16 protein-coding genes are annotated in these 18,746 nt (G+C 75.1%); 12 read left to right on the forward strand and 4 right to left on the reverse strand.

From position 1 onward, the window contains the following. Positions 1–10: 10 nt before the first annotated feature. The 4 genes from DNK53_RS05095 to DNK53_RS05110 form a co-directional block, all read right to left on the reverse strand. The gene (locus DNK53_RS05095) at positions 11–889 is read right to left on the reverse strand and encodes an HpcH/HpaI aldolase/citrate lyase family protein (protein WP_110181144.1); all 879 of its coding nucleotides are present in this window, start codon (positions 887–889) and stop codon (positions 11–13) included. A 2-nt stretch (positions 890–891) separates the two neighbouring features. Further along, on the reverse strand, positions 892–1,974 hold the full coding sequence (locus DNK53_RS05100) for an HpcH/HpaI aldolase/citrate lyase family protein (protein ID WP_110181424.1): 1,083 nt from the start codon (positions 1,972–1,974) through the stop codon (positions 892–894). 63 nt (positions 1,975–2,037) lie between these two features. Next, positions 2,038–2,625, reverse strand: a complete 588-nt coding sequence (locus DNK53_RS05105; RefSeq protein ID WP_110181145.1) for a DnaJ family domain-containing protein — start codon at positions 2,623–2,625, stop codon at positions 2,038–2,040. 24 nt (positions 2,626–2,649) lie between these two features. Next, positions 2,650–4,098: a hypothetical protein gene (locus DNK53_RS05110; protein ID WP_110181146.1), complete on the reverse strand. Its 1,449-nt coding sequence runs from the start codon at positions 4,096–4,098 to the stop codon at positions 2,650–2,652. 173 nt (positions 4,099–4,271) lie between these two features. Here DNK53_RS05110 and DNK53_RS05115 point away from each other — a divergent pair, with 173 nt between their 5' ends. From DNK53_RS05115 to DNK53_RS05165, 12 genes are all read left to right on the forward strand, one after another. Next, positions 4,272–7,154 (forward strand): Na+/H+ antiporter subunit A, encoded by a 2,883-nt coding sequence (locus DNK53_RS05115; protein WP_110181147.1) that lies wholly within the window; start codon positions 4,272–4,274, stop codon positions 7,152–7,154. Beyond that, complete coding sequence (locus DNK53_RS05120; RefSeq protein ID WP_110181148.1) at positions 7,151–7,687, forward strand: Na(+)/H(+) antiporter subunit C; 537 nt, start codon at positions 7,151–7,153, stop codon at positions 7,685–7,687. Before DNK53_RS05115 ends, DNK53_RS05120 begins: the two co-directional genes overlap by 4 nt. Further along, complete coding sequence (locus DNK53_RS05125) at positions 7,684–9,378, forward strand: Na+/H+ antiporter subunit D (RefSeq protein WP_110181149.1); 1,695 nt, start codon at positions 7,684–7,686, stop codon at positions 9,376–9,378. The genes DNK53_RS05120 and DNK53_RS05125 overlap by 4 nt, the downstream gene beginning before the upstream one ends. Further along, positions 9,375–9,965 (forward strand): Na+/H+ antiporter subunit E, encoded by a 591-nt coding sequence (locus DNK53_RS05130; RefSeq protein ID WP_110181150.1) that lies wholly within the window; start codon positions 9,375–9,377, stop codon positions 9,963–9,965. The genes DNK53_RS05125 and DNK53_RS05130 overlap by 4 nt, the downstream gene beginning before the upstream one ends. Further along, positions 9,962–10,261 carry an MrpF/PhaF family protein gene (locus tag DNK53_RS05135; RefSeq protein ID WP_110181151.1) on the forward strand — a complete coding sequence of 100 codons (300 nt, stop codon included), beginning with the start codon at positions 9,962–9,964 and terminating at the stop codon, positions 10,259–10,261. The genes DNK53_RS05130 and DNK53_RS05135 overlap by 4 nt, the downstream gene beginning before the upstream one ends. Then, positions 10,258–10,626 carry a monovalent cation/H(+) antiporter subunit G gene (gene mnhG / locus DNK53_RS05140; protein ID WP_110181152.1) on the forward strand — a complete coding sequence of 123 codons (369 nt, stop codon included), beginning with the start codon at positions 10,258–10,260 and terminating at the stop codon, positions 10,624–10,626. The genes DNK53_RS05135 and mnhG overlap by 4 nt, the downstream gene beginning before the upstream one ends. 47 nt (positions 10,627–10,673) lie before the next feature. Next, positions 10,674–11,894, forward strand: a complete 1,221-nt coding sequence (locus DNK53_RS05145; RefSeq protein ID WP_239456356.1) for an allantoate amidohydrolase — start codon at positions 10,674–10,676, stop codon at positions 11,892–11,894. Continuing rightward, complete coding sequence (locus tag DNK53_RS05150) at positions 11,891–13,225, forward strand: formimidoylglutamate deiminase (protein WP_110181153.1); 1,335 nt, start codon at positions 11,891–11,893, stop codon at positions 13,223–13,225. The genes DNK53_RS05145 and DNK53_RS05150 overlap by 4 nt, the downstream gene beginning before the upstream one ends. After that, positions 13,222–14,394 carry an imidazolonepropionase gene (hutI, locus tag DNK53_RS05155; RefSeq protein ID WP_110181154.1) on the forward strand — a complete coding sequence of 391 codons (1,173 nt, stop codon included), beginning with the start codon at positions 13,222–13,224 and terminating at the stop codon, positions 14,392–14,394. The genes DNK53_RS05150 and hutI overlap by 4 nt, the downstream gene beginning before the upstream one ends. A gap of 146 nt (positions 14,395–14,540) precedes the next feature. Next, entirely contained in the window at positions 14,541–14,690 is a 150-nt protein-coding gene (locus DNK53_RS17395; RefSeq protein WP_162599791.1) for a hypothetical protein, read from the forward strand. A gap of 106 nt (positions 14,691–14,796) precedes the next feature. Continuing rightward, complete coding sequence (locus tag DNK53_RS05160; protein ID WP_162599792.1) at positions 14,797–17,772, forward strand: helix-turn-helix transcriptional regulator; 2,976 nt, start codon at positions 14,797–14,799, stop codon at positions 17,770–17,772. 51 nt (positions 17,773–17,823) lie between these two features. Then, positions 17,824–18,723 carry a sucrase ferredoxin gene (locus DNK53_RS05165; RefSeq protein WP_110181156.1) on the forward strand — a complete coding sequence of 300 codons (900 nt, stop codon included), beginning with the start codon at positions 17,824–17,826 and terminating at the stop codon, positions 18,721–18,723. Positions 18,724–18,746 lie beyond the last annotated feature (23 nt).

Below are 18,746 nucleotides of genomic sequence, written 5' to 3' on the forward strand. Positions count from 1 at the left end.
GCTGGGGCGGTCAGCCCTGGAGGGCCTGGATCGCCTCGTGGATGCTCAGCGTGCGCCGGGCGGACTCGACGTGGAGGTTCTCCACCATCCGGCCGTTGTAGGTGACCACGCCGGACCCCTGGCCGTCCTCCCAGGCCTGGATCAGGCCGCTGGCGTCCTCGACCGCCTGGGCGGAGGGGGCGAACGCCTCGTTGGCGCCCTCGACCTGGCCGGGGTGGATCAGCGTCTTGCCGTCGAAGCCCATCTGGCGGCCCTGCTCGCACTCGGCGAGGAAGCCGTCGGCGTCCTTGACGTTGTTGTAGACGCCGTCGATCACCGCGATGCCGGCCGCGCGGCCGGCCAGGAGGGCCGTGTGCAGGCTCGGCACGATCGGCGCGCGGCCCGGCACGTGCTCGGCGTACAGCTCCTTGACGAGGTCGTTGGTGCCCAGCACGAACGCGGTCAGCCGGTCGGAGGCGCGGGCGATCGCGAGGCAGTCCAGGATCGCGACCGGGGTCTCGATCATCGCCCAGAGCTTGGTGTGGGCCGGGGCGCCCGCCGCCTCCATGGCGGCGACGAGCTGCTCGACCTCGGCGGCGCTGTTGACCTTGGGGACCACGATCGCCGCGGGTCCCGCCTTGCTGGCGGCGGCCAGGTCGGCGTCGTGCCACTCGGTGCCGATCCCGTTGACCCGGATCGTCACCGTGCGGCGGCCGTACTCGCCGGAGGCGACGGCGGCGCAGGCGGCCTCGCGGGCCGCCGGCTTGGCGTCGGGCGCGACGGCGTCCTCGAGGTCGAGGATCAGCCCGTCGCAGGGGATCGACTTGGCCTTCTCCAGGGCCCGCTCGTTGGAGCTGGGCATGTAGAGGACCGAGCGGAGCGGGGTGAACTGCGGGGTGGAGTCGCTCATGGTCAGGCTCCCGGGGTCTCGATGGCGTCGTACTGCTTCTTCAGCTCGGGGTCGATCGCCGCGAGCTCCTCGGCGAGGCGGACCATCACCTGGCACTGCTTGACCGAGGCGTCGTCCTCCATCTTCCCGTCGATCATCACGGCGCCGGTGCCGTCGCCCATCGCGGCAATCACGCGGCGCGCGTGCGCGACGTCCTCGACGCTGGGGGAGAAGACCCGGTTGGCGATCTTGATCTGCACGGGGTGCAGCGACCAGGCGCCGACGCAGCCGAGCAGGAAGGCGTTGCGGAACTGGTCCTCGCAGGCGACCGTGTCCTTGATGTCGCCGAAGGGGCCGTAGTACGGGTAGATCCCGTGCATCGCGCACGCGTCGACCATCCGGGCGATCGTGTAGTGCCACAGGTCCTGCTGGTACTTCGTCCGGTCGGCGTCGTACTGCGTCTCTCCCGCGTCGTTCTTCGGGGCGTCCGCGCGGACCAGGTAGCCGGGGTGGCCGCCGCCGACCCGGGTGGTCTTCATCCGGCGGTCCGCCGCGAGGTCGGCCGGGCCGAGCGAGAGCCCCTGCATGCGCGGGGAGGCGGCGCAGATCTCCTCGATGTTGGCCACGCCGCGCGCGGTCTCGAGGATCGCGTGGACGAGGATCGGCTTCTGGATCCCGGCCTTCGCCTCGAGCTGGGCGAGGATCCGGTCGACGTAGTGGATGTCCTCGGCGCCCTGGACCTTCGGGACCATGATGACGTCGAGCTTGTCGCCGATCGCCGGGACCAGCGTGGTCAGGTCGTCGAGCACCCACGGGCTGTCGAGGGAGTTGATCCGGGTCCAGAACTGCGTCGGCCCGAAGTCGACGCTCCGGCCGATCTTCACGAGGCCCTCGCGGGAGACCTCCTTGTTCTCGGCCTTGACGGCGTCCTCGAGGTTGCCGAGCAGCACGTCGACCGTGCCGACCATGTCGGGGACCTTGGCCGCCATCTTGGGGTTGCCGGGGTCGAAGAAGTGGATGGCGCGGCTGGGCCGGGCCGGGATCTCGCGCACGGGCGCGGGGGCGCCGACGGCGAGGGGGGCGAAGAAGTCCTTGGCAGTGCGCATGGGCCGGAACATAACAGCGCCCCGGGACGCGCCCCGGCGGGGTGTCGCGCGCTGGACCCGGGGTCAGCCGCCGTCGTCGCGGCGGCGGCCCCGGCGTCGCCACCGCCGCGGCCGCTCCTGGCGTCGCTCCGCCTCGACGCGCGCGAGCGCCGCTCGCTGGGCCTCGACCCGCGCCGTACGCCGCTCCCGCCAGCGGGCCACCTCGACGTCGACGTCGCGCTGCCGGGTGATCACCGGCGGGGCCGGCTGGTTGCCGACCGGCGGGGTGTAGATCGCCCGGCGGACCGCGGCGTTGAACTCCGCCACCTCGCGGCGCACCTCCGACTCGACCGTGATCCGGTCCAGCCGGCCGTCGAGCTCCGCGTCGTCCTTGCGCAGCTGCAGCGCCGGCGGCAGCACGCCCGTGACCTGCTCCCGCTCGACCAGCTTCTTGATCCACCAGTCGGGGTCGTGGTCGCGGCCGAGCCCCTCGATCGGCTTGCCCGCGCCGGGGAGGTCGTCGAAGTCGCCACGCTCCATCGCCACCCGCAGCTGCTGCTCGACCCACATGCCCTGGTGCCGGATCCGCGCGGCCGCGGCGCTGTCGCCGGTGCGCGCGTCGCGCGCCGGCTCGCGGGTGCGCCGGTCGGGCTCGTGGGGTTCCTCGGCCATCCCCTTCGACGGTACCGGGACCGATCAGGGGAGGCAGGGGAGCGGGACGGTTCCGTCGGGGCCGACGAGGAACCAGTGGCCGTGGGGGGTGCGCCACAGCCAGCGGACCCGGTCGACCTGCCAGACCCGGACCCCGGCGTGGGTCTTCCACCGGTGGTGGCGCCGGGAGAGGGGTTGGGAGTTGTGGGTGCCGGTCTGGCCCGGCGGGCCCGTGGCCGACCAGGGTCGGGGGTGGTCGTGGTCGACCCGGCGACCCTGGTGGCGCCACCAGGGGAACCGTTCCCCGCCCGCGCGGAGCCAGACCCGCTCCTTCAGGCGGTCGGTGTGCTCGTAGGCGGTGCCCCGGACCTCCTCGGCCAGGTTGACCACCGGCTGCAGCTCCACGTGCGCGTGGCCCAGCAGCTCGGCCAGCCGCGCCACCAGCAACGGGCCCAGCTCCTCGACCCGGGCCACCGAGGCCTCGGCGTCGACCAGGCCCTGCGCGCTCACGTGCACGTGGAGCCGCGCAGTCGGGCGCAACCGCGCCGGGTCGACCGAGCGCAGCGCCGCGAGCAGGTCGGCCGGGAACGCCAACGCCCGCGACACCACCCGGCCACCCGGGTCGCCCTGGTCGCCCGGGTCGTCGGCCGTGTTCTCCGGGTGGTGCTCGAGGAGGAGGGTCAGCAGCTCGGCGGGGCGGGCCAGCCGCCCGAACGCCTCGGACCGCAGTTGGTCGCGGGTGGGCCGCTCGTCGGCCGGCACACCCGCGGCGCAGAGACGTTCGCGAAGGATCTCGGCGACTCGCTCCACCATCGCGTCGACGTAGGCGGCGTCGCCGGCCTGGACCCGGGCGATCACGTGCCGCAGCCCCGCCTCGTCGCTCTGCCCGACCGCGACGTACCGGCGGGCGCGTTCGAGGGCGACCCGGTGGGCGTGGGCCTCGGGGTCGGCCTCGACCACCTTGCCCGCCGCGACCTCCAGCACCCGCGCCGGAGACTCGCCGCCGATGATCCGCGCCACCGCGACGTCCACCACCCCGACGTCGACCAAGGCCAGGTGACGCGAGGCGACCGCGACCTTCCGCGCCACCCACACCTCCCCCTCACAGGCCCGCACGCGCGCCCAGGTCAACGGCAGTCGGTGCTGCAGGTCCAGCACGTCAGCGACCGCCGCCCGCTGCGTGGACCACCCACACCCCCGCACCAACGCCAGCTCGCCGATGCACAGGTCCCGCACCCACGGCGTCCCCTCGCCACCCAGGCACACCAACCGGTCCATCCGCGACGCCGTCGGATCCTCGGCCGGGTCGGACCCGTGCAACAACGCCCACCGAGCCGCCAGCTCCAGCTCAGCCACCTCAGCCGCCCGCCGGACCCGCAGACCGGCCGTGGCAGCGTCCAGCACCCCCCACGCGTCCAACTCGTCCAGCGCCAGGTTGCCCCACGGAACCTGGTCGGGCCCCAGGGCGGGGTTGATGAGCGGTCGGCGGGCCACGCTCCATTCTCCTTCGAACACATGTTCGAACAGAAGGCCTCCTCCACCATCCGGACGCCGTTGGCCGGCCGCGGGGACGCACGACGCGCCGACGTCGGCGTCACCGGGGGCCCGTAGAATCGGGTTCGCCACGCCAAGACAACGAGCCACCCTCGACCCGACGGGCGACCCTGTTGCTGATCCTGATCGCCGGACTGTTCGGCCTCTCACTGGCGAGCCCTCCGATGGTCCTGCGGTGGGGTCGACGGGCCTTCCTGCCCGTCGCCGCCGTGGTGCTGGCCGGCACCGTCTGGGTCGCGACCCTGGGGCCGGGCGTGCTGGACGGCGAGGTCCGCAGCGAGAGCCGCAGCTGGGTCCCGAGCATCGGAGTGGACCTGGCGTTCCGGCTCGGCGCGCTGCAGTGGGTGCTGGCCCTGATCGTGCTCGGCATCGGGGCGATCGTGCTTGCCTACTGCACCTGGTACTTCCACGACGACAGCACCGGCGTCCCCCGCTTCGCCGGGGTGCTGACCGCCTTCGTGGCGGCCATGCTCGGCCTCGTCCTCTCCGACGACCTGCTCCTGACCTACGTCTTCTGGGAGCTCACCACCGTCTTCTCCTTCCTGCTGGTCGGCCACGACCCGACGAGGCGCAGCAGCCGGCAGGCCGCGATCCAGGCGCTCCTGGTCACCACCCTCGGCGGCCTGGCCCTGCTGGTCGGCGCGATCATGCTGGGGCAGGCGGCCGGCACCCACCGGATCAGCGAGATCCTCGCCGACCCGCCCGCCGGGACGCTCGTGACCGTCGCGGTCCACCTGCTGCTGGTCGGCGCGATCAGCAAGTCCGCGCTCCTGCCCTTCCACTTCTGGCTCCCCGCCGCGATGGCCGCGCCCACCCCCGTGAGCGCCTACCTGCACGCCGCGTCGATGGTGAAGGCCGGCGTCTTCCTCGTGGCCCTGCTCGCCCCGGCCTTCGCGGGGGTCCCGGGCTGGCGCAGCGTGCTGCTGGTGCTGGGCCTGGCGACGATGCTGGTCGGCGGCGTCCGGGCGATGGTCCAGCACGACCTCAAGCTCCTGCTCGCCTACGGCACCGTGAGCCAGCTCGGCTTCATGGTGCTCGTGCTCGGCGTCGGCACCCGCAGCGCCATGCTCGCCGGGCTCGCGCTCCTGCTCGCGCACGCGCTCTTCAAGGCGTGCCTCTTCCTCACCGTCGGGCTGATCGACCGGCTCACCGGGACGCGCGACCTGCGCCGCCTCACCGGCCTGGGCCGGCGGATGCCGGTGGTCGCCGTCTCGGCGGCGCTGGCCGCGGCCTCGATGGCCGGCGTCCCGCCGCTGCTGGGCTACGTCGCGAAAGAGAGCGTCTTCGTCGCCCTGGTCGACGTCGCGAGGGAGGGCGACGGCACCGGGATCCCGTCGTACGCCGGCTGGCTGTTGCTGGCGGGCGTCGTGCTCGGCTCGATCCTCACCGCGGCCTACTCGGCCCGGTTCGTCTGGGGCGCCTTCGCCGACCGCGAGGTCGCCGAGGAGCTGACCGTCCGACCCGTCCCGTGGGGCTTCGCCGCCGGGCCGGTGCTGCTGGCCGCGCTCTCCCTCGTGCTCGGCTTCGCCGGCCACCGCCTCACCGAGCTCCTCGGGCTCGAGGCCGGCCTCTTCCCCGAGGGCGTCCACGAGGCCGAGCTCTCGCTCTGGCACGGAGTCGGCCTCCCGCTCGGTGCGACCGTCGTCGCCCTGCTGGTCGGCGCCCTGCTCTTCGTCGTCCGGGAGCCGCTGCTCCGCTGGCAGCTCTCCTTCACCCACCAGCTCTCCCTCGAGCGCTCCTACCGCTGGTCGATGCGCTCCCTGGACCGCACCGCCGTCGAGGTCACCGGTGTCGTCCAGCGCGGCTCCGCCGCGGCCTACCTGGCCCTCATCCTGCTGGTCGTCGTCCTCGTCCCCGGCTCGGCGCTGCTCGAGGCGACCGACGTCGTCCACGTGGTGGCCTGGCAGACGCCGGTGCAGGCCGGGATCGGCGTCGTCGTCCTCGTCGCCGCCGTGATGGCGACCCGGTCGCGACGCCGGCTCCGCGCCGTCCTGCTCGCCGGCGCCACGGGCTACGGCACGGCCCTCCTCTTCGTCCTCCACGGGGCTCCCGACCTCGCCCTCACCCAGGTGCTGGTCGAGACGCTCACCGTCGTGGTGGTCGTCCTCGCCCTGCGCCGGCTCCCCGAGTACTTCACCGACCGCCCGCTCAGCCGGCGCCGCTACCTGCGGATGGCGCTCGGGCTCGGCGTCGCGGCCTCGGTCGCCGGCTTCCTCCTCGTCAGCGCCTCCTCGCGGACGGCGGAGCCCGTCTCGGCGACCCTGCCCGAGCTGGCCTACGAGTACGGCGGCGGGCACAACATCGTCAACGTCATCCTGGTCGACGTGCGGGCGTGGGACACGCTGGGCGAGATCTCGGTGCTGGTCGCCGCCGCGACGGGCGTGGCCAGCCTGATCTTCCTCGATGCCCGCGGCACCGGCATCCGCCGGGTCCACGAGATCCCCTACCCGGCCGGCGTCCGCAAGGAGCCCAGGGTGGCCGGCAAGCGCGCCTGGCTCCCCGCGCCGCGGACCCTGGCCCCGGAGAACCGCTCGATCATCTTCGAGGTGATCACCCGCCTGATCTTCCACTCGATCGTCGTGCTCTCCATCTACCTGCTGCTCGCCGGCCACAACGACCCCGGTGGCGGGTTCGCCGCCGGCATGGTGACCGGGTTGGCCCTGGTGCTGCGCTACCTCGCCGGCGGCCGCTACGAGCTCGACGAGGCGGCCCCGGTCGACGCCGGCAAGCTGATCGGCGGGGGACTGGCCGTGGCGGCGCTCGCGGCGGTGGTCCCGCTGATGCTGGGCGGTGCGGTGCTGCAGAGCGCCATCGTCGACATCCCGATCCCGCTGCTCGGCAAGCTGCACGTGGTGACGTCGGTCTTCTTCGACGTCGGCGTCTACCTCGTCGTGGTCGGGCTGGTCCTCGACCTGCTCCGCGCGCTCGGCTCCCAGATCGACCGCCAGATCGTCCGAGACCTGCGCGAGGCCGCGCGCGAGGAGGCGGCCCCGTGACCGACGTCAACCTCACCCTGGTGCTCACCTCCGCGGGGCTGATCGGCTGCGGGGTCTACCTGCTGCTCGAGCGAAGCCTGTCGCGGGTGCTGGTGGGCCTGCTGATGATGGGCAACGGCGTCAGCCTCGCCTTCCTCGTCGCGGGCGGGCCCGGCGGTGCGGCGCCGATCACGGTGGAGGGCGTCGACGAGCCGATGTCCGACCCGCTGCCCCAAGCGATGGTGCTCACCGCGATCGTCATCATGCTCGCCACGACCTCGTTCGTGCTGGCGATGGCCTACCGCAGCTGGCAGCTCACCGGCCACGACGACGTGCAGGACGACGTGGAGGACGCCATGATCCGGCGGATGGCCGCCACCGACGCGACCTCCGAGGCGTTCTCCGCCGCCAGCGACGACCCCGACGAGGTCGAGGAGAGCAGCGACTTCGCCGAGGGCGAGCTGGTCGACGGGCGGGGCGACGAGCCGGGCGGCGGGCAGGACCTCGGGGCCGACGTGGCCGCCGAGCACGAGCGCGAGGAGACCCGACCATGAGCCTCCTGGTGCCCCTGCCGGTGCTGCTCCCGCTGCTGGGCGCGGGCATCAGCCTCGTGCTCTCGCAGCGCCCCCACCTCCAGCGCTGGCTGAGCCTCGTCGTCCTGGTGGCCAACGCGGTGATCGCGGCGGTGCTGCTGGTCGAGGCCGACCAGTCCGGCCCGCAGGTGATGTGGATGGGCCAGTGGCCCGAGACCGTCGGGATCGTCCTGGTGGCCGACCGGCTGGCCGCGCTCATGGTGCTGGTCAGCTCGCTGGTGACGCTGGCGGTCCTCGGGTACTCGATCGGCCAGGGCATGGTCGAGGACGAGGAGTCCGCTCCGCTGTCGGTCTATCACCCGACCTTCCTGGTGCTGGTCGCCGGCGTCGCCAACGCGTTCCTCGCGGGCGACCTCTTCAACCTCTTCGTCAGCTTCGAGATGCTGCTGTTCGCCAGCTACGTGCTGCTCACGCTCGGCGGCACCGGACCGCGGATCCGGGCCGGCACGATCTACGTCCTCGTCGCGCTGCTCTCCTCGATGCTCTTCCTCATCTCGCTGGCGTCGACGTACGCCGCCACGGGGACGCTGACCCTCGCTCACCTGGCCGAGCGGGTGGCCGACCTGCCGCCGCACGTCTCGCTGATGCTCCAGCTGCTGCTGCTCACGACGTTCGCGATCAAGGCGGCGATCTTCCCGCTCTCGTTCTGGCTGCCCGACAGCTACCCGACGGCGCCGGCGCCGGTCACCGCCGTCTTCGCCGGCCTGCTCACCAAGGTCGGCATCTACGCCATCCTGCGGATGCAGATGGTGGTCTTCCCGCACAGCCCGCTCACCGACCTGCTGCTGTGGGTCGCGCTGCTCACCCTGGTGATCGGCATCCTGGGCGCCATCGCGCAGTCCGACATCAAGCGCATGCTCTCCTTCACCCTGGTCAGCCACATCGGCTACCTGGTGCTCGGGGTGGCCGTCGCGGGGGAGGCGGGGGCGTCGGCGACGATGTTCTACGTCGTCCACCACATCACGGTGCAGACCGCGCTCTTCCTCGTCATCGGCCTGGTCGAACGACGGGCGGGCAGCACCTCCCTGGTCCGGATCGGCGGGCTGGCCCGGATCGCCCCGGTGCTCGGCGTGCTCTTCTTCATCCCCGCGATGAACCTGGCCGGGATCCCGCCGTTCTCGGGCTTCATCGGCAAGGTGGGTCTCCTGCAGGCCGCCCAGGCCGAGGGCACGTGGCTGGCGTGGACGCTGGTGGTCGCCGGCGTCGTCACCTCGCTGCTCACCCTGTACGCCGTGGCGAAGACGTGGGCGGTCGCCTTCTGGCGCACGCCCCAGGAGGCGCACGAGGCGCTCGAGGAGATCGAGGCGCTGGGCGCCGACCCGCTGCCCGGCTTCGACACGAAGCCGCGCAACGAGCACCGCGGCCACGTGCACACGGCCGGTGGCGTGGTGACGGCCGAGACCCTGGAGGAGTCGCGGCGCCTGGCTGACGACGACGACCCGGAGCGGGACTTCTACGAGCTGATCGAGGCCGGCGAGGACACCCGCACCCTGCCCCCCAGCATGCTCGTCCCGGCAGCCGGACTCGTCGTGATGAGCGTGGTCCTCACGCTCGTCGCGGGCCCGCTCTTCGCCTTCACCGACCGCGCGGCCGAGGACCTCGTCGCCCGGACGCCGTACCTCTCCGCCGTCCTCACCGGGGAGACCCCGTGAGCCCGCAGGTGCGCGTGCGGGCCGACGGCTCGGTGCGGCCGGTCCGCTACCGCGCCGTGCAGCCCTTCGCGATCTTCTGGCTGACGCTGGTCTGGCTGGCGCTGTGGGGCGCGGTGACCCCGATGCTGGTGGTCTCGGGGGTGCTGGTCGCGGTGCTGGCCTGCCTCGCCTTCCCCCTGCCGCCGGTCAAGCTCGAGTCGCGGGTGCGCCCCTGGCCGCTGCTGATCCTGGCCCTGCGCTTCGCGCTCGACGTGGTCCGCGCCAGCCTCGAGGTCTCGGCGGTCGTGCTGCGCCGCCGCCCGGTCCGCAACGCGGTGGTGGCGGTCGACCTGCGCAGCAGCTCCGACTTCGTGATGACCGGGGTCGCGGCGATGCTCAGCCTCGTGCCGGGCTCGATCGTCGTGGAGGCCCGCCGCTCCACCCACACCCTCTACCTGCACGTGCTCGACGTGCCTGACGCCGAGGCGGTCGAGCGGTTCCGCCGCGAGGCCCTCGCCGTCGAGGACCGCTTCCTCGCGGCCTTCGAGCCGCTGCCGGCCCCGCCGGCCGGCGCCGACCGCGACCCCAGGACGGAGTCGGCCCGATGACAGTCGTCCTCTACGTCGCCGGCGGGATGCTGCTGCTCGCCGCCGGGCTGCTGGTCGTCCGGATCACGGCGGGTCCCACCATCCTCGACCGCAGCATGGCCCTCGACGTGATGATGTCGGTGATGGTCTGCGGGATGTCGCTGTGGGCGGCGCACCAGGACAGCGACGCGGCGCTGCCGGCGATCCTGGCCCTGGCGGCGATCGGCTTCGTCGGCTCCGTGGCGGTGGCGCGCTACGCCAACGGCTCCGACGACGTCGAGGCCGAGAACGACCAGCAGGAGGAGGAGAACGCATGAGCGTGGGTGCCGTGCTCGACGTCCTGGCTGCGGCCTGCCTCCTCGTCGGGGCCGGCTTCGCCCTCGTCGCCGCGGTCGGCGTGGTCCGGCTGCCCGACCTGCTGAGCCGGATGCACGCCGCGACGAAGCCCCAGGTGATCGGCCTCGCCTTCGTGGTCACCGGGCTCGCGCTGAGCCTGCGGGACCCGTCGGTGCTGGGCTTCCTGGCGCTCGTCGTGCTGCTCCAGATGGCGACCAGCGTGATCTCCAGCCACATGGTCGGCCGGGCCTCGTTCCGTGCCGGCCAGGTCCGCGACGACCTCCTCGTCGTCGACGAGCTGAGCGAGAGCACCCAGGACTGGGAGGGCGGGCGCGGCGCCCCCTGAGGGGTGTCCTCGTTGACCCGGCCGGTCCGGGACGGTGGACTGGCCCTGTGACGTTCGAGGAGATGTGGGGCGCGTGCGCGCCGGTCGGCCGCGCGGCGGCGACGGGCGGCTACCGGCGGCTGCCCTTCGCCGGGGCCGAGGTCGAGCTGCGGCACTGGTTCGCGGAGGCCGCCGCGGCCCGCGGCCTGGCCCTGGCGGCCGACCCCTTCGGCAACCTCGTCGCGTGGTGGCGCCCCGAGGGTCCCGACGGCGCCCGCCCCGGCGTGCTGACCGGCTCCCACCTCGACTCGGTCGTCGACGGCGGCGCCTTCGACGGTCCGTTGGGCGTCGTCTCGGCACTCGCCGCGGTCGACCGGCTGCGCGAGCGGGGCGTTGTCCCGGCCCGACCGCTCGGCGTCGCGGTCCTCGCCGCGGAGGAGGGGTCGCGCTTCCCGGTCGCCTGCCTGGGCTCCCGGCTGGCCACCGGGGCGCTGCCCTGGGAGCGGGCCCGGGAGCTGCGCGACGCCGACGGGACGGCGCTCCCCGACGCGATGGCCGCCGCGGGGCTGGACCCGTCGGCCGCGGAGGCCGGGGCCGGGTCCGACGTGGCCGACCCCGACCGGGTGGCGTGCTTCCTGGAGCTCCACGTCGAGCAGGGCCGCGACCTCGTCGACCGCGGCGCCGCCGTGGGGGCGGCCAGCGGGATCTGGCCGCACGGCCGCTACCGGTTCGACTTCACCGGTCGCGCCGACCACGCCGGCACCACGCGGATGGAGGACCGGCGCGACCCGATGCTGACCTACGCGATGACCGCGCTGGCGGCCAACAAGCAGGCCCGGGTCGCGGGGCAGCGGGCCACCTTCGGCCGGGTGGAGGTGGCCCCCAACGGCACCAACGCGGTGCCGTCGCGGGTCACGGGCTGGATGGACGCCCGGGCCGACTCCGAGGCGGGGCTGGCCGAGCTGGTCGACGCAGTGGTCCGACTGGGCTCCGACCGGGCGGGGCGCGACGGCACCGCGCTCGACGTCGTCCCCGAGTCGGTGCAGGCGGCCGTCGCCTTCGACGCCGACCTCACCGCCCGGCTCGCCGGCCCGCGCGGGTGGCCGGTGGTCCCGACCGCGGCCGGCCACGACGCCGGGGTGCTGGCGGAGGCCGGGGTCCCGACGGCGATGCTCTTCGTCCGCAACCCCACCGGCGTCTCGCACGCCCCCGACGAGCACGCGGAGGTCGCCGACTGCCTCGCCGGGGTCGCCGCGCTCGCCGACTGCCTGCAGGAGCTGGTCTCGTGACGCGCTACGACACCGCCTACCTGCTCGAGCGGGCCTGGGTCGACGACGCCCTCCACGACGAGGTGCTGGTCGAGGTCTCGGGCGGCCGGTTCTCCCGCGTCGAGGTCGGCGGACGGGTGGCGCTCGACGCCGACCCCGCGCCCACCCGGCTCGCGGGGATCACCCTGCCCGGGCTGGCCAACACCCACAGCCACGCCTTCCACCGGGCGCTGCGCGGCCGCACCCAGCGCGACCGGGGCACCTTCTGGAGCTGGCGGGAGCAGATGTACGCCGTCGCCGGACGGATCGACCCCGACGCGATGTTCGAGCTGGCCCGGGCGGTCTACCGCGAGATGGCGGCGGCCGGGATCACGACGGTCGGCGAGTTCCACTACCTGCACCACCAGGCGGGCGGGACGCCCTACGAGGAGCCCAACCTCATGGGCACCCTGCTCGTCGAGGCGGCCCGCGAGGCCGGGATCCGGATCACCCTCCTCGACGCCTGCTACCTCGCCGGCGGGTTCGGGGAGCCGCTCGAGGGCGTGCAGCGCCGCTTCGGCGACGGGGACGCCGAGCGCTGGGCGCTCCGGGTGGAGGCGCTCGCCAAGGGGGTCGCGGGCCGCGACCACGCCCGGGTCGGCGCGGCGATCCACTCGGTGCGGGCCGTCCCCGCCGACCAGCTGCGGGTGGTCGCCGAGGCCGCCGTCGGGCGGCCCCTCCACGTGCACCTCTCCGAGCAGCCCGCCGAGAACGAGGGCTGCCGGGCGGCGTACGGCGTCTCCCCGACGCGGCTGCTGCACGACGCCGGGGTGCTGGGACGCGGCACCACCGTCGTCCACGCCACCCACGTCGACGCGTGGGACGTCGCCCTGCTGGGGGTCACCGGGACCACCGTCTCGCTCTGCCCCACCACGGAGCGCGACCTCGCCGACGGGGTGGGGCCGGCCCTGCGGCTGCACGAGGCGGGCTCCCCGCTGACCCTGGGCTCTGACAGCCAGGCGGTGGTCGACCTCTTCGAGGAGATGCGCGCCACCGAGCTGCACGAGCGGCTCGCCACCCAGCGCCGCGGGCACTGGCGCGCCGAGCAGCTGCTCGCGGCCGGGGTCGGCGGGCACGCCAGCCTCGGCTGGGACGACGCCGGGCGGATCGCGGTGGGCCAGCGCGCCGACCTGGTCACCGTCGACAGCCGCAGCGTCCGCACCGCCGGCACCGGGGCGGACGCCGGCACCGTCGTCTTCGCCGCGAGCGCCGCCGACGTCACCCACGTGGTCGTCGACGGGTGGGTGCTCGGGCGCGAGGTCGGGGAGGTCGGCCGCGAGCTCGACGACGTGGTCGGGCGGCTGCTGTCGTGACGGCGACCCTGCTCACCGGGATCGCCGAGCTGGCCACCTGCGACCCCGCCCGCGACGGGCTGCTGGGGCTCGTCGGGCACGCCGCGCTCGTGGTGGAGGGCGACCGGGTCGCCTGGGTGGGGGAGGCCGCGGTGGCGCCGGCCGCCGACCAGGCGGTCGACCTGGGCGGCCGGGCCGTCCTGCCCGGCTTCGTCGACTCCCACACCCACCTGGTGCACGCCGGCGACCGCGCCGCGGAGTTCGAGGCCCGGATGGCGGGGCGCCCCTACGCCGCGGGCGGCATCCGCACCACCGTCGCGGCCACCCGCGCCGCCACCGACGAGCAGCTCACCGCGCAGGTCGGGCGGCTGGTGGCCGAGATGCGCCGGCAGGGGACGACCACGGTCGAGGTCAAGAGCGGCTACGGGCTCACCGTGCACGACGAGGCCCGCAGCCTGGCCGTCGCGCGGGCGTTCACCGAGGAGACCACCTTCCTGGGCGCCCACGTCGTGCCCGACGACGCGGACGGGTCGCCGGGCGACCCCGCGGCGTACGTCGAGCTGGTCACCGGCCCGATGCTGGCCGCGGCGGCGCCGTGGGCGAGGTGGGTCGACGCCTTCTGCGAGGAGGGCGCCTTCGACGCCGACCAGGCCCGGGCGGTGCTGGCGGCCGGGGCGGCGGCCGGGCTGCGCGGGCGGCTGCACGCCAACCAGCTCACGTACGGCGCGGGGGTGCGGCTGGCCTGCGAGCTGGGGCTGGCGGCGGTCGACCACTGCACCTTCCTCGCCGACGCCGACGTCGCCGCCCTGGCGGACTCCGGGACCGTCGCCACCCTGTTGCCGGGGGTGGAGTTCTCGACCCGTCAGCCCTTCCCGGAAGCCCGCCGGCTGCTCGACGCGGGGGTCCGGGTGGCGCTGGCCAGCGACTGCAACCCGGGCTCGTCGTACACCTCCTCGATGCCGTTCTGCGTGGCCCTGGCGGTCCGGGAGATGGGGATGACCCCCGCCGAGGCGGTGCACGCGGCCACCGCCGGCGGGGCCGCGGCCCTGGACCGCGACGACGTGGGCGCGCTGGTGGTGGGCGCGCGGGCCGACCTGGCGGTCCTCGACGCGCCGTCCCACGTCCACCTCGCCTACCGGCCCGGGGTCCCGCTCGTGGCGGCCACCTGGGTGGGCGGGCGGCCGGCCTGAGGTACCCGGAGCGGCCTGAGGTACCCGGGGGCGACCTGAGGTAGCCGGCGCCGCGGACCGGGACGCCGGACCGCGGCATTCGTCCGATGTGCGCGGCTACCTCAGCGGAGCAACGTCTTCCTCACGACACGAGGAAGGGAACCGAGATGTTCGACCAGGAGTTCATCCGCACCGAGACCGACTACCGCACCGACCGGGTCCGCCGCGCGTGGGCGCCGCGCCGGGGGCAGCGCGGCCGAGGCCGGGCCGCCCGCCGCTGGCAGGGGCCGATGCGCGGCGCCGACGAGATGCGCTGACGAGGTCCGCCGAGTGGCTGGCCCCGCGCCCGCGGCTCCCGTCCGCCCCTCGGGGCGGGCGGGAAATGCCGCGACCGCGTCGGCGGGGCACGACATGATGGACGACGTGTCCCACCGCAGCGTCGAGATGGTCGGCCGCGAGGCGGAGCTGGCGGAGCTGTGCGCCCGGCTCGGCCTCGCGGGGCCCGACGCGCCCGGGCGCCCCGGCGGGGGCTCCCCGGCCGTGCTGCTGGGCGGCGACGCCGGGGTCGGCAAGACCCGGCTGCTGACCGAGCTGCGCGACCGGGCCGTGGCCGCGGGCTGGCGGGTCGTGGCGGGCCACTGCCTCGACCTGTCGGAGTCGGCGCTGCCCTACCTGCCGTTCTCCGAGGTCCTGGGCCGGCTGTCGGCCGCCCTGCCCGAGGTGGTCGAGGCGACCACCGCCGACCGTCCGGTGCTGCGCCGGCTCCAGCCGGGCCGTCGGGTGCGGGCCGGCGGCGACACCGGGGTCGAGGGGGCGCTGGAGCGCGGCGACCTCTACGAGGCGGTCCACGTGCTGCTCGACCGGGCCTCGGCCGACCGGCCGCTGCTGGTCGTCGTCGAGGACGCGCACTGGGCCGACCAGTCGACCCGCGACCTGCTCGGCTTCCTCTTCGCCCGGAGCTTCGAGGGCCGGGTCGCGCTGGTCGTCTCCTACCGGGTCGACGACCTCCACCGGCGCCACCCGCTGCGCCGCCAGGTGGCCGAGTGGTCCCGGCTCCGGGTGGAGCGGATGCTGCTGGAGCCCCTCGACGCGGTGGCCGTGCGCCGCCTCGTCCACGCCCTGCACCCCGACCCGATCACCGACTCCGACGTCGACGACATCGTGGCCCGGGCCGAGGGCAACGCCTTCTTCGTCGAGGAGCTCGTCGGCGCCACCTGGGCCACCGGCGGGGTGCCGTCCGACCTCGCCGACCTGCTCCTGGTCCGGCTCGACGGCCTCGACGACGCCACCCAGGAGGTGGTCCGGACCGCGGCGGTCGCCGGCCGCCGGGTCGGCCACGACCTGCTCGCCGCCGTCTCGGGGCTCGACGAGCGGGCGCTGGAGGAGTCCCTGCGGACGGCGGTCGAGCGGCACGTGCTCGAGGCCGGCCGGGACGGCACCTACTCCTTCCGGCACGCGCTGCTCGCCGAGGCGGTCTACGACGACCTCCTGCCCGGCGAGCGGGTGCGCCGCCACGCGGCGTACGCCCGGGTGCTGGGGGCGGGGCTGGCCCCGGGCAGCTCCGCCGAGCTGGCCCGGCACGCGCGGCTCGGCCAGGACCTGGCCACCGCGCTGCGCGCGAGCGTCGAGGCCGGGGCCGCCGCGATGCAGGTCGGCGGGCCCGACGAGGCCGTCCAGCACTACCTGCTCGCCCTCGAGCTCGCCGCCGACCCGGGGCTGGTGGCCGGGCTGGAGGCCGAGGTCGGGGTCGGCCACGCCGACCTCGTGCTGCGCGCCTGCGACGCCCTCACCAGCGCCGGCCACGCCCAGCGGGCGCAGGCGCTGCTCCGCTCGACGCTGGCCGACCTGCCACCCGGGATCGACGACGTCGACCGCGGCCGCCTCCTCTCCCAGCTGGCGCTCGCCGTCGGCCAGCTGGAGGAGGCCGACGACGAGCTCGCGATGATCCGCGAGGCGGTCGACCTGGTCGCCGCGGGCAGCGAGGCGCAGCAGGTCCGCACCCACGCCATCTTCGCCCGGATCCTCGTGGAGCACCGGCTCGAGGAGGAGGCGCGGGAGGTCGGCAGCGCGGCGCTCGCGATGACGCAGCGCCTCGACCTGCCGCGGCTCAGCGCCGACATCCTCACCACCCTGGCCGGGCTCCAGCAGCACCACCTCGGCGACGACGTGGTCGAGTCGATGCGCGAGGTGATCAGCCAGGCGCGGGCCAGCGGCGCGGTCAAGGCCGAGATGCGCGGCCACTACACCCTCGGCCGGATCCACCAGGACCGCGGCGAGCTGGAGGAGGCGATCCCGCTCTTCGACGCCGGGCTGGCGCTGGGTCGCCGGGTCGGCCTGCGCTGGGCGCCGTACTCCTTCGACGCGCTCGTGATGGCGAGCGGGGCGCGCTTCGTGCTGGGCCGCTGGGAGGAGGTGCTGGCGGCCGCCCGGCAGTCGCGGCAGGCGCCGTCGCCGGTGCTGGCCGCGACCCTCGACGCGTGGGGCGCCGCCGTGGGGGCCGCCCGCGGCACCGAGGGGACCGCCGAGCGGCTCGCCCGGCTGCGGGAGTTCTGGGGCCAGGACGGGCTCGTCGCGCTGCACGCCGCCGGCGCCGAGCTGGAGCTCGCCGGGCAGGCCGGCGACGCGGAGGCGGCCCTGGCCACCTACGCCCGCGTCGTCGACCAGCTGGGCCGGCTGTGGCGGGAGCTCTTCCAGGGCCGGCTGCGGCTGGCCGCCCAGGTCCTCGGGGTGCTCGGCACGGCGGCCGCCCGGCAGTCGTCGGCCGAGCGTGCCGCCCACCGGGAGACCGCCGACCGGCTCCTCGACGACGGGCGCCGGGTGCTCGACTACCTGCACGACGAGGGCCTGGCCTACGGCCAGGAGACCCGGGCGTGGGCCGTGCGGCTGGAGGCCGAGCACCTGCGCTGGCGGTGGCTCGCGCAGGTGGACCCGCCCGGGTGCGCCGAGATGCTCGAGGCGTGGCGGCGGGCCGAGGAGCAGCTCGCCGCCTACGGCCACGTGCACGAGCTGGCCCGGGTCCGGCTGCGGTTCGTCCAGCTGCACCGGCAGGAGGGCGACCTGGAGCGCGCCCGCGAGGTCGCGGCGCAGGTGCGCGAGGCCGCCGAGCAGCTCGGGGCGCGGCCGCTCCTCGACGAGCTCCTGACGCTGGGGGAGGTCCCGCAGGGCGCGGGAGCGGCCGGCCGACCGGAGCCCGGCGCGGCGCCCGACCCGCTGACCCCGCGGGAGCGGGAGATCCTCGCCCTGGTCGCCGAGGGGCGGAGCAACGGCGAGATCGGCAAGCAGCTCTTCATCGCCACCAAGACCGCCAGCGTCCACGTCTCCAACATCCTCGGCAAGCTGGGGGCGTCGTCGCGGACCGAGGCCGCGGCCGTCGCCCGGCGCAGGGGGCTGCTGCCCTGACGGGCGGAGGGCTGCTGCCCTGACGGGCCGCGCGTCGGGCAGACTCGAGGGGTGAGCACCGCCCTTCCGGACCAGTCGCACGACCCGACGTTCCGCTGCTCCGGCGCCAGCCGGGCTGACGGCGAGGCGCTGGCCGGCACCGCGCCGACCGAGCGGGCCTTCCTGCTCGTCGAGCACGCCGGCGCCTGGGGCCGCCAGGCGGTCGCCGACAGCCGGCTGCCGGCCCCCGTCAAGCAGCGCCTGGCCGACCTGGCGGGGGTCCGGGTCATGCTCGTCCGCCGCCACGGCGGGATCTCCGGCCCGGGGGTCCGGGTCTTCACCGTCTTGGTCGAGCCCGACCGGGTGAGCATCGAGACGACCGTGCTCGACGACCCGGAGCAGCTGCTCGACCTCGACACCGCGGCGCTGGCCGAGGGCCGCAGCCCCGGCCTCACGCCGTACGACGGGGGGCTGCTGCTGGTCTGCACCAACGGGCGCCGCGACCTGTGCTGCGCCGAGCTCGGCCGGCCGGTCACCGCCGCGCTGGCCGCCCGCTGGCCCGAGGAGACCTGGGAGACCACCCACCTCGGCGGGCACCGCTTCTCCGCGACCCTGGTCGACCTCCCCAGCGGCGTGACGCTCGGCCGGCTCGACCCCGAGTCGGCGGTGCTGGCGGTCGAGGAGCTGCGGGCCGGACGCCACCCCGTCGGCTTCTCCCGGGGCCGGGTGGGGGTCGGGGTCGCCGCCCAGGTCGCCCAGCTGCACGTGGTGGAGGCCACCGGCCTCGACGGGCTCGGCGACGTGGTCGTCGTCGGCGAGGAGGACGGCGTGGTCCGGCTCACCGTGGACGGAGCGCCCTGGCAGGTCGGCGTGGTCGCCCGGGCCGGGGAGCCGCGGCGGCAGAGCTGCGCCGACCTGTCCGTGAAGGCGACCACCGTGCACGAGGTCGTGGCATCTGGTCCGACCATGTGACCCACGCCCGCCGAGGTGGAAGA

The sequence above is a fragment of the Nocardioides solisilvae genome (assembly GCF_003194625.1).
In the GTDB taxonomy this organism is placed as follows: Bacteria; Actinomycetota; Actinomycetes; order Propionibacteriales; family Nocardioidaceae; genus Nocardioides; species Nocardioides solisilvae.